The 22881-nt window shown below is 37.7% G+C and carries 29 protein-coding genes; 15 read left to right on the forward strand and 14 right to left on the reverse strand.

Going from position 1 to position 22881, the window contains the following annotated elements:
• Nucleotides 1–85 precede the first annotated feature (85 nt).
• From N7931_RS04350 to folB, 3 genes are read right to left on the reverse strand one after another with little or no spacing between them, the layout of a single operon-like run.
• Nucleotides 86–886, reverse strand: coding sequence for an undecaprenyl-diphosphate phosphatase (locus N7931_RS04350; protein ID WP_262792185.1), 801 nt, complete (start codon nt 884–886; stop codon nt 86–88).
• A complete protein-coding gene (gene folK, locus N7931_RS04355) occupies nt 883–1377 on the reverse strand; it encodes a 2-amino-4-hydroxy-6-hydroxymethyldihydropteridine diphosphokinase (RefSeq protein ID WP_262792187.1) in 495 nt (164 codons plus the stop codon). The genes N7931_RS04350 and folK overlap by 4 nt, the downstream gene beginning before the upstream one ends.
• Nucleotides 1378–1728, reverse strand: coding sequence for a dihydroneopterin aldolase (gene folB, locus N7931_RS04360; RefSeq protein WP_262792189.1), 351 nt, complete (start codon nt 1726–1728; stop codon nt 1378–1380).
• 129 nt (nt 1729–1857) lie between these two features.
• Here folB and plsY point away from each other — a divergent pair, with 129 nt between their 5' ends.
• Together plsY and N7931_RS04370 are read left to right on the forward strand one after the other, a co-directional pair.
• On the forward strand, nt 1858–2448 hold the full coding sequence (plsY, locus tag N7931_RS04365; RefSeq protein ID WP_410369332.1) for a glycerol-3-phosphate 1-O-acyltransferase PlsY: 591 nt from the start codon (nt 1858–1860) through the stop codon (nt 2446–2448).
• Between the two features lie 97 nt (nt 2449–2545).
• Nucleotides 2546–4459, forward strand: coding sequence for an alpha/beta hydrolase family protein (locus tag N7931_RS04370; protein WP_262792191.1), 1914 nt, complete (start codon nt 2546–2548; stop codon nt 4457–4459).
• 61 nt (nt 4460–4520) lie between these two features.
• Here the strand turns inward: N7931_RS04370 and N7931_RS04375 are convergent, their stop codons facing one another.
• From N7931_RS04375 to N7931_RS04395, 5 genes are all read right to left on the reverse strand, one after another.
• Nucleotides 4521–5288, reverse strand: a complete 768-nt coding sequence (locus N7931_RS04375) for a TerC family protein (protein WP_262792193.1) — start codon at nt 5286–5288, stop codon at nt 4521–4523.
• 88 nt (nt 5289–5376) lie between these two features.
• A complete protein-coding gene (locus N7931_RS04380; RefSeq protein ID WP_262792194.1) occupies nt 5377–5670 on the reverse strand; it encodes a GIY-YIG nuclease family protein in 294 nt (97 codons plus the stop codon).
• Nucleotides 5671–5673: 3 nt separating this feature from the next.
• Nucleotides 5674–6033: an MmcQ/YjbR family DNA-binding protein gene (locus N7931_RS04385; protein ID WP_262792195.1), complete on the reverse strand. Its 360-nt coding sequence runs from the start codon at nt 6031–6033 to the stop codon at nt 5674–5676.
• Nucleotides 6034–6087: 54 nt separating this feature from the next.
• A complete protein-coding gene (locus tag N7931_RS04390) occupies nt 6088–7926 on the reverse strand; it encodes an ABC transporter ATP-binding protein (RefSeq protein ID WP_262792196.1) in 1839 nt (612 codons plus the stop codon).
• A gap of 116 nt (nt 7927–8042) precedes the next feature.
• Entirely contained in the window at nt 8043–8384 is a 342-nt protein-coding gene (locus tag N7931_RS04395; protein ID WP_262792197.1) for a HopJ type III effector protein, read from the reverse strand.
• A 235-nt stretch (nt 8385–8619) separates the two neighbouring features.
• Between N7931_RS04395 and N7931_RS04400 the strand changes: the two genes are divergently transcribed.
• Nucleotides 8620–10398: a choice-of-anchor I family protein gene (locus N7931_RS04400; protein ID WP_262792198.1), complete on the forward strand. Its 1779-nt coding sequence runs from the start codon at nt 8620–8622 to the stop codon at nt 10396–10398.
• Nucleotides 10399–10538: 140 nt separating this feature from the next.
• Here the strand turns inward: N7931_RS04400 and N7931_RS04405 are convergent, their stop codons facing one another.
• Together N7931_RS04405 and N7931_RS04410 are read right to left on the reverse strand one after the other, a co-directional pair.
• Nucleotides 10539–11141, reverse strand: a complete 603-nt coding sequence (locus N7931_RS04405; RefSeq protein WP_262792200.1) for an HAD family hydrolase — start codon at nt 11139–11141, stop codon at nt 10539–10541.
• A 15-nt stretch (nt 11142–11156) separates the two neighbouring features.
• Nucleotides 11157–12137 carry an aldo/keto reductase family oxidoreductase gene (locus tag N7931_RS04410; RefSeq protein WP_262792202.1) on the reverse strand — a complete coding sequence of 327 codons (981 nt, stop codon included), beginning with the start codon at nt 12135–12137 and terminating at the stop codon, nt 11157–11159.
• A 225-nt stretch (nt 12138–12362) separates the two neighbouring features.
• Between N7931_RS04410 and N7931_RS04415 the strand changes: the two genes are divergently transcribed.
• Complete coding sequence (locus N7931_RS04415) at nt 12363–13001, forward strand: OmpA family protein (RefSeq protein ID WP_262792203.1); 639 nt, start codon at nt 12363–12365, stop codon at nt 12999–13001.
• Nucleotides 13002–13064: 63 nt separating this feature from the next.
• On the opposite strand, the gene N7931_RS04420 is transcribed toward N7931_RS04415, so the two are convergent.
• Nucleotides 13065–13916 (reverse strand): nitrate- and nitrite sensing domain-containing protein, encoded by an 852-nt coding sequence (locus N7931_RS04420; RefSeq protein ID WP_262792204.1) that lies wholly within the window; start codon nt 13914–13916, stop codon nt 13065–13067.
• Between the two features lie 383 nt (nt 13917–14299).
• Between N7931_RS04420 and N7931_RS04425 the strand changes: the two genes are divergently transcribed.
• From N7931_RS04425 to ruvX, 3 genes are read left to right on the forward strand one after another with little or no spacing between them, the layout of a single operon-like run.
• Nucleotides 14300–15220 (forward strand): LysR substrate-binding domain-containing protein, encoded by a 921-nt coding sequence (locus N7931_RS04425; RefSeq protein ID WP_262792206.1) that lies wholly within the window; start codon nt 14300–14302, stop codon nt 15218–15220.
• A 23-nt stretch (nt 15221–15243) separates the two neighbouring features.
• Nucleotides 15244–15801 (forward strand): YqgE/AlgH family protein, encoded by a 558-nt coding sequence (locus N7931_RS04430; RefSeq protein ID WP_262792208.1) that lies wholly within the window; start codon nt 15244–15246, stop codon nt 15799–15801.
• 43 nt (nt 15802–15844) lie between these two features.
• On the forward strand, nt 15845–16285 hold the full coding sequence (gene ruvX / locus N7931_RS04435; RefSeq protein ID WP_262792209.1) for a Holliday junction resolvase RuvX: 441 nt from the start codon (nt 15845–15847) through the stop codon (nt 16283–16285).
• 9 nt (nt 16286–16294) lie between these two features.
• Here the strand turns inward: ruvX and N7931_RS04440 are convergent, their stop codons facing one another.
• Together N7931_RS04440 and N7931_RS04445 are read right to left on the reverse strand one after the other, a co-directional pair.
• The gene (locus N7931_RS04440) at nt 16295–16717 is read right to left on the reverse strand and encodes a hypothetical protein (protein ID WP_262792210.1); all 423 of its coding nucleotides are present in this window, start codon (nt 16715–16717) and stop codon (nt 16295–16297) included.
• Complete coding sequence (locus N7931_RS04445; protein ID WP_262792212.1) at nt 16710–17090, reverse strand: glutathione S-transferase N-terminal domain-containing protein; 381 nt, start codon at nt 17088–17090, stop codon at nt 16710–16712. The genes N7931_RS04440 and N7931_RS04445 overlap by 8 nt, the downstream gene beginning before the upstream one ends.
• Before the next feature lie 200 nt (nt 17091–17290).
• On the opposite strand from N7931_RS04445, the gene N7931_RS04450 reads away from it, so the two are divergent.
• The 8 genes from N7931_RS04450 to N7931_RS04485 all read left to right on the forward strand — a co-directional run bounded on the left by N7931_RS04450 (nt 17291) and on the right by N7931_RS04485 (nt 21416).
• Nucleotides 17291–17686, forward strand: coding sequence for an acyl-CoA thioesterase (locus N7931_RS04450; RefSeq protein ID WP_262792213.1), 396 nt, complete (start codon nt 17291–17293; stop codon nt 17684–17686).
• Nucleotides 17687–17695: 9 nt separating this feature from the next.
• A complete protein-coding gene (locus N7931_RS04455; protein ID WP_262792214.1) occupies nt 17696–18118 on the forward strand; it encodes a gamma-glutamylcyclotransferase family protein in 423 nt (140 codons plus the stop codon).
• Nucleotides 18119–18141: 23 nt separating this feature from the next.
• Nucleotides 18142–18798, forward strand: coding sequence for an HAD family hydrolase (locus tag N7931_RS04460; RefSeq protein ID WP_262792215.1), 657 nt, complete (start codon nt 18142–18144; stop codon nt 18796–18798).
• Between the two features lie 168 nt (nt 18799–18966).
• Nucleotides 18967–19101: a hypothetical protein gene (locus N7931_RS04465; RefSeq protein ID WP_262792217.1), complete on the forward strand. Its 135-nt coding sequence runs from the start codon at nt 18967–18969 to the stop codon at nt 19099–19101.
• 226 nt (nt 19102–19327) lie between these two features.
• Nucleotides 19328–19735, forward strand: coding sequence for a YacL family protein (locus N7931_RS04470; protein ID WP_262792219.1), 408 nt, complete (start codon nt 19328–19330; stop codon nt 19733–19735).
• A 24-nt stretch (nt 19736–19759) separates the two neighbouring features.
• Entirely contained in the window at nt 19760–19996 is a 237-nt protein-coding gene (locus tag N7931_RS04475) for a hypothetical protein (protein WP_262792220.1), read from the forward strand.
• Nucleotides 19997–20019: 23 nt separating this feature from the next.
• On the forward strand, nt 20020–20436 hold the full coding sequence (locus N7931_RS04480) for a hypothetical protein (protein ID WP_262792222.1): 417 nt from the start codon (nt 20020–20022) through the stop codon (nt 20434–20436).
• Nucleotides 20433–21416: a hydrolase gene (locus N7931_RS04485; protein ID WP_262792224.1), complete on the forward strand. Its 984-nt coding sequence runs from the start codon at nt 20433–20435 to the stop codon at nt 21414–21416. The genes N7931_RS04480 and N7931_RS04485 overlap by 4 nt, the downstream gene beginning before the upstream one ends.
• A gap of 17 nt (nt 21417–21433) precedes the next feature.
• Here the strand turns inward: N7931_RS04485 and N7931_RS04490 are convergent, their stop codons facing one another.
• Entirely contained in the window at nt 21434–22840 is a 1407-nt protein-coding gene (locus N7931_RS04490) for a class II fumarate hydratase (protein WP_262792225.1), read from the reverse strand.
• Nucleotides 22841–22881: the final 41 nt, after the last annotated feature.

Raw genomic sequence — 22881 nt, forward strand, 5'->3', positions numbered from 1 at the left:
CAGCTAAACCGCCCTACAATTCAAACCAGCAGTTAACAGGGTGACTCACTGCTGTATTTATACCACTCTTCCAAAGCTCGGCTCACTAAGCCAGTACAAAATAAAATAAGCCTGCGCCTAAAATTAAACGATAAATAACAAATGGCAACATGCCCATTTTTTCAATTAATGCTAAAAAGAAATAAATACAAGTATACGCACTAATAAAAGATAACAATGTGCCTAAGCCAATTGCGCTCCAGTCTACTATTTCGTTAGATGAAACCAATTTAAGGGTTTCATAACCACCGGCAATTAAAATAATCGGAATCGACATTAAAAATGAAAATCTGGCGGCTGCCACTCGGTTTAAACCTAACATTAAACCCGCAGTAATGGTAATACCTGAGCGTGATGTACCTGGGATCATCGCAATTGCTTGCGCAAAACCGATAAATAAGGCTTTTTTCCAGCCTAACATTTTCATATCCAGATTTTGTTTAGCTTTGGCATCAGCCCACCAAAGTAATAAACCAAATACTATGGTTGTGGTGGCGATGACTAAGCTAGAACGGGCATATTCTTCAATAATATCTTTAAAAATTAAGCCAAAAACTAAAGCAGGAATGGTGGCAATAATAATCCACCAAGCTAACTGGCTATTTTCGGTTTGTTGTTTGGTGGCTAAGCTTTTAAACCAAGCAGATAAAATTTCAACTACGTCTTTTCTAAAATAAATTAAAACCGCAGCCAGCGATCCAATATGTACCGCAACGTCAAACGCTAAACCTTGATCCTGCCAGCCTAAAATTTGTGACGGTAAAATTAAGTGTGCAGAACTTGAAATAGGTAAAAACTCAGTAAAGCCCTGTAATAAAGCTAAAACGACAATTTCCAATATGCTCATTTATTATTCCAATTAAAATCTATTTTCCAAAATTTTTGATTTGGGTTGTTAAAATTCTGCCAAAGCTGCGCATAACTCTGGCCATTTTGCGGGTGATTTTTATCAGCATAAACATCGGCCAAAGGTTTCAAAACAAACGCATTATTTAAAATTTCTGCTCTGGGTAAAACCACCGGCTGCTGACATACTAAATCATCATAAAAAAGGAGATCTAAGTCGAGTGTTATTTGTGTTTTATTCTGTTTTTGTCGATTACGTTGGTATTGTTTTTCAATTGCTTTTAATAAACTTAAAGTTTGCTCTAAATTCAGTTCTACTTCGCCACCAAATACAATATTTAAAAAGTTTTGGCCACCAAAAGCCACTGGCTCAGTTTCATACACAGGCGAAATCAACAGTTGCTTAAAAAACGGACGCAATAAAAAAATGGCTGTTTTTAAATGAAACTCAGGGTTTACGTTACTCCCTAAACTAACGGCTATTTGCGGCATTTAAGCTTTTCTCCGTTCAATTTGCACACCAACAACCGCATTTTTAATCGCACCGGGTTTTCTGATTTTAAGTTTAATGTACTCAATATTAAATTTTTTAATTAACAATGCGGCAAGTTCTTCAGCAAAGGTTTCAAGCAGTTCAAACTGGCGGCTGGATGCAAATATTTGAATAAACTCAACCACTGCACTGTAGTCTAACGCTAAATGAATATCATCGGTTTGGGCTGGCGGCTGGTTTGGCCATGCTAAATCTAAATCTAAAATGAGTTTTTGTTCTATGTGATGTTCCCAAGCAAACACACCAATTTGGGTGGTTAGCTCAAAATCATGAATAAAAACAATATCCATGTTCATTTACCCTGTCATCAATTATTTTGGAGCATAAGAATAATGAATTATATTCAAATATAAGGTAAGCTCTTTTTTAACAAGGCAGTTTACCTTGTTTTTTAAACGGAAAAAACTCAATCTATGTCAATAATGCTGTTTGTTCTCATCACTGTAAGCTATTTGATGGGCTCTTTGTCAGGAGCACGAATTGCGCAGCGTATTTTTCAAACAGGTGACCCAACTAAACTAGGTTCAGGTAATCCGGGTGCAACAAATATGTACCGGGTTTCAGGCTGGAAAGCTGCGCTGTTTACCTTGCTTTTTGACATTTTTAAAGCGGTTATTCCTTTATGGGGATCTTACTTTTTACACATCCAACCAATTGAGCTTGGCTTTATCGCTATTGCTTGTTGTTTAGGCCATATATTCCCGATTTATTATAAATTTAAAGGTGGTAAAGCTGTGGCGACTGCCTTTGGTGCGTTATTACCAATTGGCTTAGAGTTAGGCGGACTATTGATTTTAACTTGGGCGATTATCGCTTATAAATTTAAATATTCTTCTTTAGCCTCTATTGTTGCGGTGAGTTTAGCGCCACTTTATGTTTATTGGCTAAAACCTAAATATACCTTTGCGGTTATTATGCTCACTATTTTAATTTTGATACGCCACCTGCCTAATATTAAACGTCTATTAGCCGGCCAAGAACCTAAAATTCACGAGCGCAGAAAAGGTTAATATAAAATTTAAATTAAGTTGCAAAAAATTTAAAATTAAAACATAGTGTTATTTTTACTAATTGATTAATAATAAAAATAATACAGGAAGCTTCAGGATGAAGATTTTTTGCCACCCTCTAATTCTACTTTTATTTACCCTAATTTCATTTAACTCACACTCAGCTCAAATTCCAATTTCAGCCTTTGCCAGTAAACCAGATGTAACCAACGTACGAATTTCACCAGACGGAAAATATGTTGCTCAATTTGTTAGCATCAATGATCAAGGTGTTACTGGTACTGGGCTACATTGTATGGATATTAAAGCGCAAGATTCTGGTTTTGTTACTTTCACCGATGATAAAAAGTTTATTATGCTTGATTTTGAATGGTTAAATAATCAAGATATTTTAATCACAGTGAAATACCCTGCTGCCCGTTACGGCACTCCTGTGGATGAAATCAGAGTTATTAAAGTTAATATTTTTGATAAAAAAATTACCCCAATCCTTACCCGTACATTCTTAAAACAATTAAACTATGTTTCTAATGTCTTATCTGATGTCGTTGATTATTTAGAAGATGAACCTGAACATATTCTGATGTCTATTCCGGGGAAAATGACAGGTACGGAGCCAAGTGTATATAAACTATCAATCAATGGCTCTAACCGGTATGAAACCGTTCAATATGCCAAAGAGCATGTACATGATTGGATTACAGACCAGCAACATAATGTAAGAATAGGTATATACAGAGAAGACACTCATTATAAAATTTTAGAAAAAAGTCCAACGAGTGATTCATTCCGCACACTATGGGAATTTAATGCATTTAGTCAAAATGAAATCTGGCCACTTGGATTTGATATTGAACCAAACATTTTGTATGTACGCGCGCTACATCAAGGAAAAACAGCCGTTTTCAGAGTGGATTTAAATGATCCTAAATTACCTCTTACTCTAGTTCATGCTCACTCTAATTATGATGTTTCCACCAAATTGGTTCGCTCGTATAAAACGGGTGAAGTCATTGGCGTAGGAAACCATATATGGGACTCTAGTTATAAACAGTTTCTTGCCAGCATAGACAAAGCACTTCCAGACACCAAAAATAAATTAGTGAGTATGAGTAAAAATGAAAATCAGTATGTGATTTATGCTAGTAGTAATAGTCATCCTGGCATGTATTTACTTGGAGATAAAAAAGAAAAATATCTGTCATTTTTATCTTCTAAATATGCTGCACTTAACCCCGAAAACTTGGCAAATAAAACACATATTGAATATAAAGCACGTGATAATTTAGTTATTGAGGGTTATTTAACTAAGCCCAAACATACCAACAATAAACCACTGCCTACAATTATTTTTCCTCACGGTGGACCAATCTCACAAAATATTAATGACTTTGATTATTGGAGTCAGTTTTTAGCTAGCCGCGGATACGCTGTTGTGCAAATGAATTTTAGAGGCTCTTACGGACGAGGTTTTGAATTTATGCAGCATGGCCTAGCAGCTTGGGGGCAAGCAATGCAGGATGATGTTGAAGATGCTGCATTATGGGCTATAAAAGAAAGCATTGCCGATCCAGAAAAAATCTGTATTTTAGGTGCTAGCTATGGCGGTTATGCCGCTATGATGGGGATTATAAAATCTCCCAAATTATATCAATGTGCAGTTAGTTTTGCCGGAATTAGTGACATAGAGCAATTGGTCAGAGCGTCTAAAAATTTCACTAATTTTGAATTAGTCAAAAAACAAGTTGGTGATGACTACAGCAAACTTTGGCAACATTCCCCTTTAAAATACGCAGAGCAAATTAATGTTCCTTTGTTACTGATTCATGGTAAGCAAGATAGAAGTGTCAGGGTAGAGCAAAGTCAAGAAATGTATGATGAGCTAAAAGATTTTGATAAAACCGTGTCTTACCTTGAGTTGCCTAATGCAGACCATTACTTAAGCAATACCGATGATAGACTCAAAGTATTTACAGAAATAGCCGAGTTTTTAGATACCTACTTAAAATAAACAAAGAAACCTACAGCTAAACTTCGTAAAAAATAGCTGTAGGTTTTTAAACAACCACGGCTTATTCTTTATTGTCAACCACACTTATATTTTTAGCTAATTTAATTGGCTGAGTTTTTTTCGCATGTCTTGAGCGCAGCTTAATATTAAGTAATTCAACAATAAACGAAAACGCCATTGCAAAATAAATATAACCTTTTGGTACATGCACATCAAAGCCTTCGGCTATCAGCGTAAAGCCAATTAAAATCAAAAAAGAAAGTGCCAGCATTTTAATGGTTGGGTTAGCGTCAACAAACTCGCCTATCGGCTTAGCCGCAAATAACATAACCCCGACCGAAATAACAACAGCAATCACCATGATAGATAAATGATCAACCAAACCAACGGCTGTAATCACAGAGTCCAGAGAAAAAACAATATCCAAAATTGCGATTTGAACTAATATCGAAATAAAGTTAGCTTTGGCTACGCTGGAATGAGCCTCTTCGGTTACCTCTAAACTGGCGTGTATTTCATGAGTGGATTTAGCTAATAAAAACAAACCACCTAATATTAAAATAATGTCCCGTCCTGAGATAGCATGCTCAAACACCGTAAATAAAGGTTCAACCAGCCCCATTACCCAAACTAAACTAAAGAGTAATAATAGTCGGGTTGCCATTGCTAAACCCAAACCTAAACGCCGCGCCTGATTACGTTTATTTTCTTCGAGCCGCCCAACCAGAATAGAAATAAAAATAATATTATCTATGCCCAGTACAATTTCTAATGCAATTAAAGTGGCCAGTGCAATCCAAGCTTCTGGCTGATAAATCCATTCAAACATAATTAACCTTTAGACAATAATGAAATTGAAAATAAGATAGCTTGGATTCAGGTTAATTAGCAATCGAAAACTGTCGCTTAAAGCTCAGTTACGTTAACTGAGCTAAATGGATATGTTGATATTCAGCGACGATTTGCTCTTTTTTGTGCTTGGAGAGTTTTTTAAAGCCAGCTTCGAGTTTACTGGCTTCTGAACGGCTGGTTGCTATTTGCAAATAAGCAATGCTCAAAGCCTGACGCCCTTTAAAATACTTGGCCTGTTTTTTAGGATCTGTCTGGTGCTCAGTTAAACGGCGTTTAGGATCTGTTGTAATCCCAGTATAAAGCGAGTTATCGCTTGAGCGGATCATGTAAACATACCAAACCGAGTTTGTCTTAGCCATAAATCAGAGTTGGATTTCGATTGAGGTTCGGTCTTTTTTAGGCATGCCTTGTACAACTAATAAAAACGAATTATCTATCATTCTTTTAATTTCGTTATCCGGCACTCCGCCATCTAAAATAATAGTATTCCAATGTTTTTTATTCATGTGATAACCGGGCTTTACTGAGGCAAAAATATCGCGCAAGGCAAGCGCTTCTGCCGGATCACATTTTAAATTCATATTGGCAATACCATCTTGAGCCGAAAGTGTCGCAAACATTTTATGCTTCACTTTAAATACTGCCACCTCAATGCCAAACGGAAAATCTTCAATGGTTTCTGGTTTAGCTAATAAATAGTCACGAATTTGATGTCTATCCATTGTATTTACCCTTTTGAGTTACCCGTTTGGCTTTTGGTTTATTTACTTTTCAGTTTAATCATCGGTATCCACACCAATAAAACCACCTGTTTGATGTGCCCAAAGCTGAGCATAAATACCACCTTGCTCAATTAATTGTTGATGTGACCCTTGCTCAACAATCTCACCTTTATCCAATACAATCAGTCTGTCCATTGCCGCTATAGTTGATAAACGGTGAGCAATCGCAATCACAGTTTTACCTTCCATTAACTGATAAAGACTTTGCTGAATTGCCGCTTCTACTTCTGAATCCAGTGCTGATGTTGCTTCATCCAAAATCAAAATTGGCGCATCTTTTAATAATACTCGGGCGATTGCAATACGCTGGCGCTGACCACCAGAGAGTTTAACCCCACGCTCACCCACTTGAGCATCATAACCTCGGCGTCCTTCAAAGTCGGTTAAATCCTGAATAAATCCATCGGCTTCTGCTTGTTTAGCGGCACTTAATAATTCAGCTTCGGTAGCGTCTTTTTTACCGTATAAAATATTTTCCCGCACTGAGCGATGAAGCAGCGATGTATCTTGTGTCACCATACCAATTTGTGCGCGTAGGCTTTCTTGTAAAACGGCTGAAATATCTTGTCCGTCAATTAAAATTTGGCCCGAGTTAATATCATAAAAACGCATTAATAAGTTAACCAGACTCGATTTACCCGCACCAGATCGCCCGACTATACCAACTTTTTCGCCCGGTTTAATGGTTAAATTTAAATTGTTAAATACGCTGTGCTCATCGCCATAGTTAAACTTAACCTGTTTAAATTCAATTTTGCCCTGGGCTACGGTTAATGGCTCAGCTTGCGCTTTATCTTGTACATCGCGTGGTTTAGCCAGCGTTGTCATGCCATCGGCAACTGTCCCGATATTTTCAAATAAACCACTGATTTCCCACATAATCCATTGCGACATGCCATTGAGTCTTAATGCTAAACTGACAGCAACTGCAATTGCGCCTACGGTAATTAAATTATCTTTCCATAGCCAGATAGAAACCGCACACACCACAAACGCCAGCACATAATTGGTAATTTGCACCAATGAAATCATGCCTGTTGCAATCCGCATTTGTTTATAAACCGTTTTTAAAAAGTCGTTCATGCCATCTTTTGCATAAGTGGCTTCTTGCTCAGTATGGGCAAATAACTTAACGGTATTGATATTAGTATAGCTATCAACAATCCGTCCCGACATGACAGAGCGCGCATCGGCCTGCTCCATTGAGGCTTGTTTTAATTTAGGTACATAATAAATCTGTAAGCCAATGTAAGCCGCCATCCATAATAAAATAGGTAATAATAAGCGCGGGTCAGCTTGCGCAATTAACACCAGCATGCTAATAAAATAAACAATCACATACATAAATACATCAAGCAGTTTCATTACGCTTTCACGTACTGCCAATGCGGTTTGCATCACTTTAGTCGCAACCCGACCAGCAAAATCATTTTGGAAAAAGCTAATGCTTTGTCCTAACAAATATCTATGTGCCTGCCAGCGAATAATCATAGGATAATTCCCTAACAAGGTTTGGTGAACAATCACCGTATGTAACCAAATGCAAAGCGGTGCAATAACCAAGACCAGTACTGTCATGGCGATTAACCGGGTAGATTGCTCAGCAAAAAATGCATCCGGTGTTGATTTTGCTAACAAATCAACCAATTGGCCTAAAAACCCCATTAACGAGGCTTCAATAATCGCCAGCCCAGCAGTTAATACCGCCATTAATATAAGATGAACTTCAATGCCTTTAGTATAGTGACGGCAAAATGCAAACAAAGTAGCCGGTGGCTGCTCTGGTTGCTCGGGCGGAAACGGTTTAACTAAACGCTCAAAAAAACCATACATTAAAAATTCACCTTAGATTGAAGCGGATTTAGATGACAAACAAGTTTGGAAATTGTTTAACTTAACTCTTTGTAAAAGCTAGCTTTTTTTTACAAAGAGCAGGTACAAAAATCAGGCTATTTGGCTGTTAATGCTTGACCTTTAAATTCAATGCCTTGCCAGCCATATTGAATAAAGTTACGAATATTCTGGTGATCATCACCTTGTGGATTTTCAAGTACATCTTTACGGTAATAATCGCCAAATAAAGCTAATGTCTGCTCTGGGTTTAATTGATGAATTTGAGCAAAAGCAAATACTTTACATGATCCATTATTTTGACCGGCTGCATTAACTGTATCGCCGTTTTTAAACTCAGTTTCAGTAAATACATAATTATCTTCAATTACTTGCATAGTATCTGCAAACTGAACTGTGGCCGGTTGTTGTTTTAAGTTAGCTAAAAAAGTATCAAGCATAATGGTATCGTCTTTATAGTCATTTAAATAAAAAGAGGCAATATTCTACGCCAAAATCAAAATTAAGTCTGCCTGTAATCCAGGCAAAAAGCCAAAACTGACTCTAACTTTGCTTAACTTATCCTTTGCAATAAAACTGACATGTCAGTTTAAAATTCCCGTCACGCTAATGTCACACAAAATCCCTACCGTAAGCGCTGCGCTAAATCTAACAATAAACAACAAGAGAACAATTATGTTTAAACAAACTATGCTATCGCTTGCAGTAGTGGCTTCACTATCTGCTTGTACTCTGGAAATCACTACTGACGAAGAACAAGATAACGCAACACAAGAGCAGTCGCTGTCAATTAATTTAATTGGTCGCTCGGTATTAAATGCAGAATCACCGGAAGGGGCTGCTGAGATTGTGGCATTTCATAAAAAAACGGGTTATATCTACGCAGTAAATAGTTCAGGCGATACCGCAACAGTTGAAATTTTAGACGCCAACAGCTTAGATTCTGCGGCGTTAACTGCCGACAGCGAAGGTGTTGTAAATAATACAAACATGCCTATTTTACAGACCATTAATGTGTCTGACGATGTAGCCGGTGACGCTAACAGTATTGCAATTGACGACAATAATAATTTATTAGCCGTTGCAATGGCTGCGAAAACCACAGGTGAAGCTGGTCATATCGCATTTTATGATTTATCGGGTGCAGCTCCAAGTTTTATTAAATCAGTCGAAGTTGGCTTTTTACCTGACATGGTTACCTTTACTCATGACGGTAAAAAAGTATTAGTTGCCAACGAAGGTGAGCCTAGCCAAGATTATAAAATTGATCCAATTGGCAGTGTTTCAATTATTGAAGTAAGCTCTGCAGTTCCGGCTGACACCGCAATTACCGTTAGTTTTGCTAGTTACAACTCTATGAAAGCTGATCTACAGGCCCAAGGCGTTAAATTTGCCAGCCCAAATGCAGACACTACAGTTGAACAAGATTTAGAACCTGAATATATTGCTGTTTCAGAAGATAACAAGATTGCTTTTGTTTCATTACAGGAAAGCAATGCAATGGCGGTGATTGATTTAACCGACAATAGTTTACAGAACATTTTTGGTTTAGGGTTTAAAAACTGGAACAACTATAAATTAGACGTTTCAGATAAAGACGACAGCATTAATTTACAATCATACTCAAACCTTTATGGTATGTATCAACCTGACACTGTTGCAAGTTACCAAGTTGATGGCCGTAACTATGTATTAACAGCCAACGAAGGTGATGCACGCGAATATATAGACCCTGCATTTTCTGGTGGCGAAGTTGAGGATGCCAATAAAGATGCATGTTTAGCGGCCCACCCTAACGGCATGTACGATTTTGACGATGAAGAAATCTGTTTTGCTTATTTAGAAGAATCTCGCATTAAAGATTTAGAAGATATCGCACCCTTAAGTGCTGATTTAGACGCTTTACTTACAGCCAGTGGTGGTAAAGATGGTTTAGGTCGCTTAATTGTTACAACAGCTCTTGGTTATAGTGAAATCAATAACCAATATGAAGATTTTTATACGTATGGTGCCCGTTCATTCTCAATTTTTGCAGAAGATGGCAGCTTAGTTTTTGATTCTGGCGATGATTTTGAAACCATGACAGCACAGTTCCACGGCATGGCTTTTAATAACAACGAAGACGAAAACGCAAACGATACCCGCTCGGATGCAAAAGGCCCTGAACCAGAAGCATTAACTGTAGGTAAAATTGGTGAGCGGACTTATGCCTTTATTGGTTTAGAACGCATGGGTGGTATTTTTGTTTATGATATTACCAACCCTTACGAAGCATCGTATGTTGATTATTTTATCAACCGTGGTTTAGTTGAAGATGCGGATATTACCGGTGATTTAGCACCAGAAGGCATGAAGTTTGTAAGTGCAGATAATAGCCCAACAGGCGAAGCGTTATTAGTTATCGGTAATGAAATTTCAGGCTCTGTAGCTGTTTGGGAAATCAAATTAGACTAAGCTAAGCCAGCTAAGGCTAAACCTGCCTAAAACGGGTTAACCCATAATAAAAATGCCAGCACTTAATAAGATGCTGGCATTTTTTATGAGTAGCTTTTTTATAAAGTAAAAAGTATTAAGAATAGCAACAAGCCTAAAAGTTATAGTACGCCCTGCTCTATTAAACAGTGTTTCACCTGCTCAAAACCAACAGTTCTAAAAGCAGTTATGCCACACGCTTTTGCTGCATCAACATTAATTTGATTATCATCAATAAATAAAACCCTTTCAGCCGGTACATTCAGCTCTGCCAGCATTTTTTGGTAAATCGCCGCTTCTGGTTTTACTTCACCCATTTCAAATGAAACAAACGGCTGATCAATCCAATTTAAAATGCCAGTTGCTTCAACTTCCGGCCAATGCAGGGTGTTAGTATTGGTTAAACATGCCAGTTTGTAGTGTACTTTAAGTTGGATTAACAATTCTGGAATACCATTAAAAATGCCTTTAATCCAACTGGCATAAGAGTTTTTAAAAGTGGCAAAATCAACCGGTAATTCAAACTCATTAATAATGTTTTGAATAAAGGTATCTGCATCCATTTGGCCAGATTCAAAAGCACGAACCGAGCTTGAATTAATCCATTTAAGCCAGAATTCGGGTAAACTTTCCTGATTATTTCGCCAGTTTAAAATATCCTGAACGCCAGAAATATCCAGCAGCACTCCGCCCAAATCAAAAACAATCACATCAAATTTTTTCATTTTTCGCTTTTACCTTTACGGTAATTCTTCTCCACGAGCTAATTCAAATAAATGATACCAATGTTCTGCACTGAGTTCGATGTTTTCAACCTGAGCGCAGGCTTTAATCCGGCTTTCGTTTAAGCTGCCAACCACGGTTTGCATCTTCATTGGATGACGCCATAAAAAACCAAGTATAATTGCCTCAACACTGGTTTGATATTCAGCCGCCAACTCAGCAATCAAAGCAGCAGTTTGCTGAACCGCTATGCTTGAGCTATTGGTTTTGTCGCCACCGCTAAATAACCCTTGAGCTAAGCTGCCCCAACTTTGCATTTGAATTTTATTTAACCGGCTGTGCTCTATTGTGCCAGCATTAAACCCAATATTGGCCATGCTATTTTGATTAGCACAAACCCCTTCATTTAACCAATCTAACTGTGCCATGCTCATTTCAATTTGATTAGCGATAATTGGCATAGCGCAAGCCGATTGCAATAAATCGATTTGATAAGCATTCATATTCGATACCGCAAAATATTTTACTTTGCCGCTGCGTTTTAATTGGCTAAATGCTTCGGCTACTTCATCCGGTTGCATTAGCGGATCAGGCCGGTGTAAAAATAACACATCCAAATAATCGGTATTTAACCGGCTTAATGAGTTATCAACACTGTTTAAAATCCAGTCTTTAGAAAAATCAAAGCGCTTAACTTTTTGATCTGCGCCATTTGCAAAACGAATTCCGCATTTAGACTGAATAATCATACTATCGCGTAACTGACTTTGTTGTTTTAATGCACCGCCAAACGCAGCTTCAGCTAAACCATGAGAATAAATATCTGCATGGTCAAACATATTAATGCCGTTTTCCAAACAAACATCTATCATTTGTCTGGCGGTATGAATATGCTCATTTTGCAAACCATTGGCCTGCCAATTGCCCCCCAAACTCATACAGCCATAAACAAGTCTGCTAGCATGTGGTAAATAATCATGTATTGGTAATGACTGCATTAGATTTGCCCTTTGTTTTTCATCTTATTTTTCAATTTTTTGATAAGTTAATTTATCGTTTAACTCATTGCCGGATACGGCTCAGTTTAATCCAGATTTGGCAAAAGTGAAAAGTGAGACTTAGTGCATACGATTGTAATTATTCAGGTTACATTCATTTAAACTCGTTATAATAAACTAAAATGATAAACTGAATTGAGTTTCATACAACATAATGGAGTTTTTATGATTTCGAAACCACTTACCAAAATATGTATCGCTTTAACCGCAACTACTTTATTAGCCAGCTGTGCTGCCACTAACACAGAAAAAGGATTAGCAATAGGTGCCGCTGCGGGTGCAGTTTTAGGTAAATCGACAGCTAACCACTCAACTAAACGGACAATTTTAGGCGCTGGTATTGGTGCAATTATTGGTGGCGCTATTGGTAGTTATATGGATAAGCAAGAAGAAGAATTGCGCGAAGAGTTAAGTGACTCAGGCATTCAAGTTATCCGCGAAGGTGACACATTACGTTTGGTGATGCCGTCCAACATTACGTTTGCGACAGGTCAGGCAAGTATTTCAAGTAGTTTTAATCCAATTTTAGATGATTTAGCTAAGGTATTAACTCATTACGATAAAACCATTTTATATATTGAAGGCCATACTGATGATGTCGGCAGTTATGAAATGAACCAAAATTTATCTGAAATGCGCGCGATAAGTGTCAGAGATGGTTTATTAGATCGCCAAGTTCATCCAAACCGTTTAGCGACCCAAGGTTATGGCGAAACCCGTCCTTTAGTGGCTAATACTAGCGATCAAAACCGTGCAATGAACCGCCGGGTGGAAATTAAAATTATCCCTAACGAACAAAAATAGTCAGCTAGTAAACAAAAAAGCTAAAAAACAGGAAAGCGGCTCTGATTAACCTAAGCCGCTTTTTTAATCTAAAAAATGGGCCTGAATGCGTTTTAACTCACTATCAAAAATAAGGTTAACTGACTCGATTGTTTTGGTTGCTAAGTTAAAATAAATATCCCTGTCGAGTACAATTTTGTTGGTTTCAATGAGTTCATGTTCCATCGCTGAGCATAAATAGCGAGTTTGTTTGCTCGCATTAGCAACCACAGTTGATTGCTCTGTATCTAATCCGCGTTCAGCTAGTTTTTGGTAAATTTCTTCACCCAACTCTGTTATCTGGTGGCGTAAATAAATCAGTTTATTGCGTTCAACCCGATCCGAAGAATGTAAAGTGGCCATCCCAGTGCCTAATGCTCTAGCCTGCCCAACAAACTCAGATAAATGCAACAAATCGCGCCACATCATTTTATCGGTTTGCGATTTTTCGGCTAACTCTTCCGTTAAACTATAGTGCTGCGCTATATCCTCTAACAAATACAGCATGCAGCCAACTAACTGAGTATGCTGTTTAAAATTATCATTGGCCGATAACGAAAAAGAATTAAATGATAATCGTTGCCAGTGCTCAATATAAGCCTGCCATCTATCATATTGATAAAGCGTATACTTTTTTTCAAGTTCGCTATTTTTGTTTTTAATGTTTTGATTAAGCTCAATTATTTTACGATTTACATTAGTATCGCCATTAGCCAAAGCAGCCGACCAACCTCGGTGTTTTTGCACCAGCACCACTAAATCCCGCACTTCAACAATCGCGGTTAATCCTTGTTTAATTTCCAGCTTAGTTTTAAGAGATTGATGACGAATAAAAGCCACAGCTATAGCTAAAAATATTAATCCCGCAATCACCGATATTAATATAGCCTGACTCATAAACGCATCATACCTCTGTACATTTGCCTGTTAGATAATTTCAAAATAGAAAGTAGTAAATAAAAACATAACCTAACTGTTATTAAAGCAAAAACAGAGCCAAAAGTATTTTCTGATCAGATTAACTTTCACCCCTCATCCATCAAGGCTTACACTCATTAAGATTTAAGCGGCTTAAATCACAAACTACATTCATCCAGCAATTCGCACTAAAACATGGCATGCCATTGCACTCATTTTACCCCAACCTCTCCATTTTGGTGCTATTTTGGTGCTACAACGAACTCCCCAGTATTAAATAAACCGACAAGACTTGACTGATAAACAAGCTAACGTACAATGAGCTTATCTCAATTTATTCTTAGAAAAATTGAATATTATTCATGTTAGAAGTCAAACACTTAAAAACCATTAGAGCGTTAGCACAAACCGGTAGTCTGGCTAAATCGGCTGATTGGCTACATACCACCCCATCAGCTTTATCTCATCAGTTAAAAGAGCTAGAAAGCCGCGTCGGCAATCCGGTTTATGTTCGCAAAACCTCACCGGTTAAATTTACCGTTGAAGGTGAGTTATTACTCAAACTCGCCAATGATATTTTACCGAAAATTCAGGATACCGAAGCCCGTATTCAAGATATAAAACATCAGGATAAAGGTCAGCTACGTTTAGCCATTGAGTGCCATAGTTGCTTTCAGTGGTTAATGCCTGCAATTAGTCAGTTTCATGCAAGCTGGCCTATGGTTGAGCTAAATTTTGACAATGAATATACCTTTGATGCTATGCCCGGTTTAACTCAAGGTGATTTAGATTTAGTGATCACGGCAGATAAATTTGAATCTGACGAGTTTTATTTTGAGCCTTTATTCAGTTTTCAAATGGTACTGGTCACCGCACCAACTCACCCGTTTGCCCAATTAAAATTTATTTCAGCAGAAGATTTAGCCAGTCAGACTTTATTAACTTATCCGGTTGCGCCGTCAAGGCTCGATATCTTTAAATATTTATTGCATCCTGCCAACTGTCAGCCTGCTAAAATAAAAACGGTTGATCAAACATTAATGATTCTGCAAATGGTAACCGCTAATTTAGGGGTTGCAGCTTTGCCGTCATGGGCAGTCACAGAATATGAACAGCAAGGTTTGGTCAAAACAGTTGCGCTTGGCGAAAGCGGTATACAAAGTAAGCTTTATGCTGCGGTTAAAAAACGTGAAAAAAATAAAGCCTATATTCGTTCTTTTTTTGAAATCAGTAAAACTGTCAGTTTAAATAATTTAAAACAAGTTAAACCGCTCAATGATTAAATTAACCGACCATTAGGAAAAGAATGCAAAGCCTTCAAAATCATTTATTAATTGCGATGCCATCGCTAAAAGATGCTTATTTTTCACGCTCTGTCACCTACATTTGTGAACATAGTGAAACCGGCGCAATGGGGATTGTTATTAATCAACCTATCGAGATGAAAATTCACGATTTATTAGCTCAGGTAAGCGATGATTTAAAAGATAAAAATATTCACCCTGATACACCTGTTTATGCCGGAGGACCGGTTAATTCCGAACGTGGATTTATCTTACATACCCCGCAGGAAATCTGGAAAAGCTCGCTACAATTATCTGACGATTTTATGGTGACAACCTCCAAGGATATTCTCGAATCTATCGGCACAAAACTTGAGCCGGAAAACTATTTAATTTGTTTAGGTTATGCCGGTTGGCAGGAAGGCCAGCTAGAGCAAGAGTTATTAGAAAACAGTTGGATTACGATTCCGGCTGAAAAAGAGCTGGTTTTTAATACTCCAATAAGAGACAGGTGGCAAAAAGCGACCGAAAAACTGGGCTTTTCACCGTGGCAACTTAGCGACGATGTTGGTCATGCTTAAAACCCGCTACAACTGACAAATTAATATTAAAGAGTAACAACAGATGCAAACTAAATCTCCGATTGGACAGCGCACAGTAATCGCGTTTGATTACGGCTTAAAAAGTATAGGTGTTGCTGTAGGTCAGGAAATGTCTTATTCCACCCGCTCACTGCCCGCACTTAAAGCTCAGGACGGTATTCCAAACTGGCAGTTAATAGAGCAGCAATTAAATGAGTGGCAACCCGATTTATTAATTGTTGGTTTACCACTGAACATGGATGGCACTGAACAGGAAATTACCCAGCGCGCCAAAAAATTTGCCAATCGTCTACATGGCCGTTTTGGTTATCAGGTAGAAACTTGGGATGAAAGGCTGACCACGGTAGATGCCAAAGCCTATTTATTTGAAGTTGGCGGTTATCGCAATTTAACCAAAGATAAAATTGACTCTAAATCAGCCGAAATTATTTTAATGAGCTGGTTTGAAAATACCTTTGGTTAATTACTTCGGCTAATTACTTTTTTGTTCACTTAATAAACTGCGTTTAGCAAACTCAAATAGTACCCGATGAAAAACAACCTGTGAAAATGGCTGTTTAATGCAAAGTTCAGCCTGTTCTTCATCCAATAAAACAATGAATTCAAATCCATTTTGGGATGATTTATATAAAGCCTTATATAAATCATCCTGCCCTTTTTGCCTAATTTTAAGCAATACAAATTCATTTGCTAAAGCTGGCGCAAGTTTGGCAAATTCATCATCCGATACAATCTTAAAATGATGCTGACGAATAGCTGCTTCGTCTGCATACCAATTTGCCGATAAACCTTGAAAATTTAACCAAGCTTCAACTTGCCCAAAATAGTGCAACAGCGCTTTTTCCGCTTTAAAATGAGCGCTGTTTAAGCTGACCGTGATCGGCAGATCATTCATATTGGGCAAATCTATTATTTAAATAAGCAATAATATCATTTGATTCATACATCCATTGTACCCCGCTTTCATCCTCAATTCGTAAACAAGGCACTTTAACCCTGCCTCCGCCTTGTTCTAAATTTTGTCTATGTGGCTGCGTTTTTGCATCCCTGTATTCTATAGGCACGTTAAGCTGGTGAATCGCACGTCGAGTTTTAACGCAAAATGGGCAAGCATAAAATTGATATAAAGCTAATTGTTTAGCCGCCTGATCAACAGCTTGTTGAGCTTGTGGTGTTCGTTTGATTGGTTTGGGTCGGGTGATAAAACTCACAAATACAATAACTCGGCCTAAACCTTCACGCAGACCTTTTAATAATAAGTTTTTCAAAATAAATCCTAAAGTAAATAAAAGTAGGTAAATAAAGTGAAGTTTAACAAGTTAACTTAATAACTTCACGGTATAAGCTCAGCTAAACAGAATAACCAGCTGGCTTAACTGAAAAATAGTCAGTATTAACCGATATTATTTTAATAAACCTAAATAGTTAAGGTTAAATAACCTCAAAGCAACGGAGCTAAGGAAATACAATGGGTGATATTCAAACCGATGGTGAATTAATTTTAAGAACTCAGGCCATGCCAGCAGATACCAATGCGAATGGCGATATTTTTGGTGGCTGGATCATGTCCCAAATGGATATTGCTGGCGGCATGATGGCAAAAGCAGTCGCTAAAAGCCGCACAGTCACAGTCGCGGTCGATCATATTCGATTTATAAAAGCTGTGCATGTGGGTGATATTTTTAGTTGCTATGGCAAAGTGAGTCACATTGGTAATACATCTTTAAAAATTACGCTGGAAGTTTGGGTTGAACCTGTGCTGCGTAGTAATTTAGCCTCTAAAGATAGTTTTCAGGTTTGTGAAGGTGAATTCACTTACGTAGCAATTGATGATAACGGTCAAAAACATAAAGTGGTTAGATAAGAGGTTATAATGACAAATATTTTTACCTATGGCTCGCTGATGTACGCTCCCGTTTGGCAAACCATAGTGGCCGGAAATTACCATAGCGAACCAGCTTGTTTAGACGGATTTATTCGCTATGGTGTAAAAAATGAAGAGTACCCAGTGGTAAAACCCAACCCACAAGCTCAAACTCAGGGTTTAATTTATTTTAATGTCAATTCACAAGACTTGACCCGGCTCGATATTTTTGAAGGCGAATATTATCAGCGTCAAACTAAAAATCTGGTGTTAGCTAAAGGCGAAACCATTCAGGCTGACTGTTATATTCTTAAACCGGATTATTATGATATTTCGGATAACCTTGACTGGTCGATTCAAAAATTTGAACAAGTTGGCTTACAAAATTTTTTAGCTAAGTATAATGGCTTTAATGCCATTCAAAGCCAGTAAGATAGAAATAAATAAGTTGTATTATGCCTAAAATAGCTCAGTTTGATGCCGTTTTATTTGATATGGACGGCACTATTTTTGACAGTGAAAGCCTATATAGTCAGGCATGGGTTGCCAGTGCCGCGCACTTTAATCAGCACTTTACGCCGGATATGTATAAATATTTTGTTGGTGTGCGTTCAGCCGAGTGCTATCAAATAGCTCAAGGCATGTTTGGCGAAGCATTTGATATGCAGCCATTTATTGAGTTTTTCCGACGCTATTTAAGCGCTGAAAAAGCGAAGAACATGCCACTAAAACCCGGCTTTAAATTTATTTTTGAACAGCTAAAACAAACCGGTGTGAAACTCGGCTTGGTCACCTCATCCAGACAAGCCTCAGTAGCCGAAAATTTTGCCAACCTCCCCTACTTGCAATACTTTGATTTGGTTATTTCGGGTGATGATGTAACTGAAGCAAAACCGGCTGCCGAGTGTTATTTAAAAGCCTGTAAACAGTTAAATGTTTTACCACAGAAGACTTTAGTATTTGAAGATTCTAACCCGGGTGCGCTGGCTGCAATCAGAGCCGGATGCCACACCATTGTTATCCCAGATTTATTGCCTATTCAAACAGATATTCAGCAGCAAGCTCATGCTCTGTTCGACGATTTTTATCAAGTGCAGCAGGCTTATTTTTAAGCCCTAGTTAACTTCTTAACCAGAGCTGAAGATATGGCAGGCTTGATCTGGATCAAATATCATTTTGAATCCGGTTTAACTTGCGTTAAAAATTGATCTGGCTCAATTCTTTAAATCCCTCATTTAGCTATTGTTTAGTTGTCGAAACAAACAATAACGAGGTGAGTTATGAGCAGCTTACAAATGTTACTGGCCGATCCGGTTGTCTGGGGATCTTTATTAGGCTTAACCGTAGTGCTGGCTTTATGTGGTTATTACGTTTGGTTATTTTTAACCAATATTGCCAAATCAGAAGAAAAATAATAATTAAAATATCCTAAAGCACTTGCAGCACAACGTCCGTTTAACCTTAGCGTGTCATTGTGCTGCCTTTTTCCTTTCAACTCCCCAATTAGCTTTACTTCAACATTAAAAACTACTTATTCTTTTATGTCTGCTGTGTTACATTTGCCAGTTAATTTATGGTTTAAGTCTCTCTAGTTATCTCATATACAGATAACTAGAGTGAACTGATTTTAGGTGTATACAAGTGGAATACGATTTTTATCGCACGCCAGATGGCTTATTTGAAGCAGAATTCTCAACCGAGCAAGAATATTTTGGTCACTGGTTAACATATCAGTTAACAACAGATAAAAACCAAATTGTTGAATTACTCAATGTTATTACCCAACTTAAAAAACGTCAGTTAAAAGAGCATAAAATACCAGGGGCTGAATACACACTTTACCTCAATCAGGATGAAGCAGTTATTCAAACTAACGCCAAACCGGTATTAAAGGATGATGCTAAAAACCTCGAAGAATTTGAAGATGACGAGCAAAGCGAAACTAACGCGGATGACAGCGAGGTAGATCCAGACTTATTGCAAAACGGCTGCGGCATTGACGATTTTGAAAAAGTCATTCAAGCTTGGCTAAACTTTATTCAGGAATAAACCTTTAATCACTGGCAGCTTTTAATGAAATTAACCAATCCGGTCACCCATATTTCAAATAACTTAGATAAAAAAATCCGCGAATCAGCGATTCAGGCGGCTAATTCCCGTATTATTTTGGCCGGACGAAAAGCCGAAGAGTTAGATCCTGATGATTTAGAAATCATAGTTAAAGAAGAGGAAGATAAAATCCGCAGCCGGATTAAAGAAAAAGGATTATTAGCTGTGGCAGCCTTATTAGGTTTAGGTTGGTGGATATAGCTTGTTTAATTTAAGGATGATGTGTGTTTAAGCCTCTGTTAAGACTAAGTATTTTAGCCACTATTTGGGTTAAATTTGGCCGCCAGATTTTAATTGGTTTGGTGGTTATTCTGGCTATTTTTTTACTTCAATTTATCGCAAATGATATTAACGAGTATTTAAACAATACCGGGCAAACTCAAAATTTAGGTTATGTGTTGCTGGCAAAATGGGGATTAATTTTAACCATCATCATTAGTTACTTTTTTTACGTAAAAGTATCCTTAACTAAAAAAACCAAAGTTAAAGCAGAGCCGTTAAAAAATCAGCCTACAGCAACAAAAACACCCAATTTACCCGCCACGTCTGACCCATTTGCTCATTTACGAGATAAAAAAACTTTACGCTCAAAAGGCGATATTTTAATAGAAAAGCAACAAGCAAAAAATAATAAAAAATGATTATAGAAAGTCAGTTTAAGCCTGCATGGTGGCTCAAAAACAAACATTTACAAACCGTTTGGCAAAAAATTGAACGCCGTAACTTAACGTGTCCTGTTGTAACTGAGCAATTGGAATTAGCAGACGGTGACTTTCTGGAAATAAACTGGACAAAAAAACCAGCAGCCAATACTCAAACCCCAATAGTTGTTGTATTACACGGGTTAGAAGGTTCAGTAAACAGCACTTATTCTAAAGGCATGATGAATGCAATCAAAGCCGCTGGCTGGACAGGTTTATTAATTCATTTTCGCTCTTGTGGTGGCAAAGCAAATCGTTTGCCCAGAGCTTATCATTCGGGTGAAACCGGTGATTTAGCTTTTGTTTGCAACTGGGTTAAACAGCATTTTAAACAAGCTCCACTAGCCGCGATTGGGTTTTCTTTAGGGGCAAATGTATTATGTAAATTTGCTGGTGAAACGGCAGAGGATAATCCATTTTTAGCCAGTGTTGCTATTTGCCCTCCCTTAGATTTAGCCGCAAGCTGCCGCTATATTCAAACGGGCTCGTCACAAATTTACCAAAAATATTTATTGGATATGTTATTAGACAACTTATCGAGAAAATTACAAAGGGTGAATTTAAATCCGTATGTGAATATCACACCGGAGCAATTTCATAATATAAAAAACTTGTGGCAATTTGATGATTTAGTCACTGCACCGCTCCATGGCTTTAAAAATGCACAGGATTATTATGATAAATCTAGTGGTAAACAATTTTTAAAAACAGTCGCCAAACCTCTATTGGTGATCCATGCAGCGGATGATCCTTTTTTATCTCCTAGCAGTATTCCAGCCCTCAATGAATTGGCTGAACCTGTTACTTTTGAGTTGAGTCAAAAAGGCGGGCATGTTGGTTTTATCAGTGGCAATTGTTTATTTAAAGGGGAATATTGGCTAGAAAAAAGAGCATTGGATTATATATCTGAGCTCATTTAATCCAATGCTAATTCAAGTTATTTGTAAGTACGTGGCTTAGCCAGTTTTTCAGGTTGTAATAAAGCCTCTAACTCAGCTCTGTCTAAATCCGTTTTTTCCACTGCAACATCCAAAATACTACGTTTAGATTTAAATGCTGCTTTTGCAATTTCGCTGGCTTTTTCATACCCAATAATTGGATTGAGCGCAGTGGCCAAAATTGGGTTTTGTGCTGCCTGCTCTGCTAATTTTTGCTGATTCACTTCTAAATCCGTTAACGCTGTACTGGCAAAAGCTTGGCTGGCATCCGTTAAGTTTTGAATCGAATTTAACATTTTATCTGCCACTAAAGGCAACATAACATTTAATTGGAAATTACCGGATTGGTTAGCGAGCGTAATACAAACATCGTTAGCTATGACTTCGGTTGCCAGCATAATAATGGCTTCGGGGATCACCGGATTAACTTTTCCGGGCATAATACTAGAACCCGGCTGTAAAGCTTTTAGATGTAGTTCGTTTAATCCGGCATTCGGGCCTGAATTCATCCAGCGTAAATCATTTGCTAATTTAATATAAATACTGGCTAATAATTTAAGTTGGTTATGTAGCTCAACACTCATATCCTGCGCGCTGATTCTGGCCGCTAAATTATCACATGGGCTAATTTTTACCCCGATTAATTCTGTTAAATGCTGGCTAACTGTGGCTGAAAAATCAGGGTGAGCGTTTATCCCTGTGCCAATAGCCGTGCCGCCTAAAGCTATTTGGCTGAGTCTGGGTAACGTTTCCAATAAACGATTTTTACATTCAGTAATCTGAAAAGCCCAAGTTGCAAATTCATCACCCAATGCCAGTGGCATTGCATCCATTAAATGTGTTCTGCCTGTTTTAATCACAGATTTGTATTCCGCTGATAACTCATTCAGTTTTAGAATCAGCGAATCTATCGCCGGAATTAAGTTTTTGATTACACTATATAAACTGCTGAGCTGAATACAAGACGGGATCACATCATTACTACTTTGGCCATAATTAACCTGATCATTTGGGTGTATTTTGACTACTTGATTATCGGTTTCAGCAAGCTGAACTGCCAAATTAGCCAGCACTTCATTCATATTCATATTTGTGCTGGTGCCAGAACCGGTTTGAAATACATTAACCGGAAATTGCTCACTGTAATCTTGCTGAATAATAAGCTGGGCTGCTTTTTTAATATAATCGGCCTGAAGCTCTGTAATGCAATTGAGGTCAGCATTTGCCTGAGCTGCGGCTTGTTTAATCAGCGCCAATGTTTTAATAAATATGGCCGGCATTGGCCGAGGCGAAAAATTAAAATTATTAACCGCTCTTTGCGTTTGAGCGCCATATAAAGCATTTTGAGGTAATAATAATTTGCCAAAACCATCTTCTATTTCTCGAAATTTTGTCGGCTTGTTCATATATCCTCCTTTATCTTTGCAATAATTTGCAGTTAATTAAT

The sequence above is a fragment of the Catenovulum sp. 2E275 genome, from assembly GCF_025515275.1.
Lineage (GTDB): Bacteria > Pseudomonadota > Gammaproteobacteria > Enterobacterales > Alteromonadaceae > Catenovulum.